The sequence below is a fragment of the Rubrivirga sp. genome, assembly GCF_049648075.1.
Classification (GTDB): domain Bacteria; phylum Bacteroidota; class Rhodothermia; order Rhodothermales; family Rubricoccaceae; genus Rubrivirga.
On the sequence record NZ_JBARYR010000376.1, the window covers coordinates 1 to 2,302 of the forward strand.

The window sequence follows — 2,302 nt, forward strand, 5'->3', positions numbered from 1 at the left end:
CCCTCTCCGTGCGGAGCAACGGTCGTGGTTTCGGTAGTAGTGTCGGAGGTCGCAGCGGAATCACCGCAAGCAGTGAAGGCGAAGGTGAAAGACAGGACCAGCAGCAGGGCGGTCATTGATTTAAAAAAACGCATGGTTGAGTGGATTTTGGAGCAGTACTCCGGGTAAATGGTTGGTTGTGATCGTCTTTGCCTCAACGGGCATTGTACGCTGCTCATCCGATACATCTATTCGCCTGGTGTAGCCGGACAAAAGTTCATCGGATGCGTCAGCGCACTTTATAGTTCCTCGGTCACGCTCCCGCACTTCAGCATCTTGTCGCCGAAATAAGGGTTGCGAATTTGTTCATCGTCACTCAGCCAGTTCGCCCCGGCAGTATCGAAGGCCATCGGGCAATGCTGCACGTAGTAGGTACCGTCCACCCCGAAGGCCGTCAGGGCATTAATCAGCGCCTGGGACAAAAAGCCAAACTGCTCCCGCTGAGCCTCCACATCGTCTTTCTTCAGCAGCGTATTTGCATGGGCTTCCATCGCTTCCATTTGCTGCATCCAGTAAACATGTGCATCGCCCTTTACTTTCATCATGTCGACCTTGGCCAACATTTCCCTCAGTGATACCAGTAGCGTTTCGTCCGCCAGTTCGGTAGCGACCATCCGGTCCTTCAGCGGAAGGTAGGCTTCAACAACTTTACCCAACTGCGCTCGAAAAGCTTCCGGTGTATCCTCCCGGTAATCCGGTATAGCTACGGCGGTGACACCCTCGGTTTCTCGTCCCTGAATCAGCACGTCCCGATTCATCATGCTTGCTTTATTATTTAGCTGTGCCGAGGCATCAATTTGAAAGGCTCCGTTTACCACCACCCGGTCGCCAGCGGCCAGCCCCTCTGTTATCCGGTAGCCCTCCCCTACCCGCTCACCAACGGTGACTTCCCGGAACTCATAGGTAGGTACTTCCATGTCAGGCAACTCCACATAAGCGACGGAGCGCTCGCCCGTCCAAAGCACGGAGGAACGAGGAACAATCAGTTCATCGCCACCTGCCACGTCTCCCCTCTCCCGAGGAGAGGGGCCGGGGGAGAGGGAAACGGTTCCCTCAATAAACATCTCCGGCTTCAACCGCCCCCGCCGGTTATTCACCTCCGCTCGCACCGCCGCCGTCCGCGTCGTTGGGTCAATCACCGGATCGATGAAGGTCACCCGCGCGTTGTAAGTCTCCCCCGGCCGGGAAGCAACGGTAAACGATACTTTATCGCCAACGTCGATTTTCGCCAGGTCCGCTTCGTAGGCATCAAACAAGGCCCAGAGGTTACTCAGGTTGGTGTAAGTGTACAGCGCGCCTCCGGCCTGCACATACTCCCCGACCTCGGCCTTCGTTTCCAGAATCGTACCGCTACGGTCGGCGTAAATCGGAAAATTATTGATGACTTCGCCGCTTTCTTCCAATTCCGCAATCTGCTCGTCGGTTACCTCCAGGTTACGCAGTTTCGCCCTGGCGGCGGCCACCAGTTCCGGGTTTACGTCGGCAAACTTCCTCGCCTGCAACAACTCTTCCTGAGCAACGACTAGGTCGGGGGAATACACCGTCGCAATCCGCTGGCCGGCGCGGACTTGCTCACCGGAAAAGGAAACGAATAGTCGTTCTACCCGTCCGCCAAATTCTGATACTTCTACGGCCGCCGTCCGCTCGTCCGGCGCAAGTCGACCGGTTAGCTGGATGGTCCGGTCAGCATTGCTCTTCGCCCCATCCATCGCACCCGCGGCCGCGCCCCTATTCGCTTCAGGATTACCGACAACCACCGTCCGCACCCGCGCCATCGCAACCGCCGCCTCCGTCATCGTCAGTACCGCCGGATCGGTAGAATTACCCGTTTGCAACGGAATAAGATCCATTCCACACAGCGGACAATCGCCCGGCTCGCCTTGCTGAATTTGTGGGTGCATCGAGCACGTCCATATCTGTGCCTCTCCGTCACCTTCGTCCATGGCTTCATGGTCGTGATCAGCGTGTTCATCCATTACTTCGGCCTCGCCACTAAACAAAAAATAGCCGGTTAGCAAACCCAGGACTAATGCTCCCACAAGGTAAATTATCGTTCGAGTATTCATGCTTATTAATTTATGAGGTAGCGATCAATTACCGCTCGTTGTGTAAGAATGATCGTTTGTGCCAGCACCGTTTTCGTGCGGTACCCGATCAGTTGGTTTTCCAATCGCAGCAGTTCATCAAAAGCCCGTTTGCCGTTGGCAAATTCACTCCGGGCGATGGATACCGTGGCGTCGATCACCTGCGATTGTTCCCGTAG

Annotated in this window: 2 protein-coding genes; both read right to left on the reverse strand. The window is 55.8% G+C overall.

Going from position 1 to position 2,302, the window contains the following annotated elements; translation table 11 throughout:
• Positions 1-278 precede the first annotated feature (278 nt).
• On the reverse strand, positions 279-2,078 hold the full coding sequence (locus WBA11_RS10925) for an efflux RND transporter periplasmic adaptor subunit (protein WP_424520719.1): 1,800 nt from the start codon (positions 2,076-2,078) through the stop codon (positions 279-281).
• 32 nt (positions 2,079-2,110) lie between these two features.
• A partial coding sequence (locus WBA11_RS10930; RefSeq protein ID WP_424520720.1) for a hypothetical protein occupies positions 2,111-2,302 on the reverse strand: 192 nt, incomplete at its 5' end.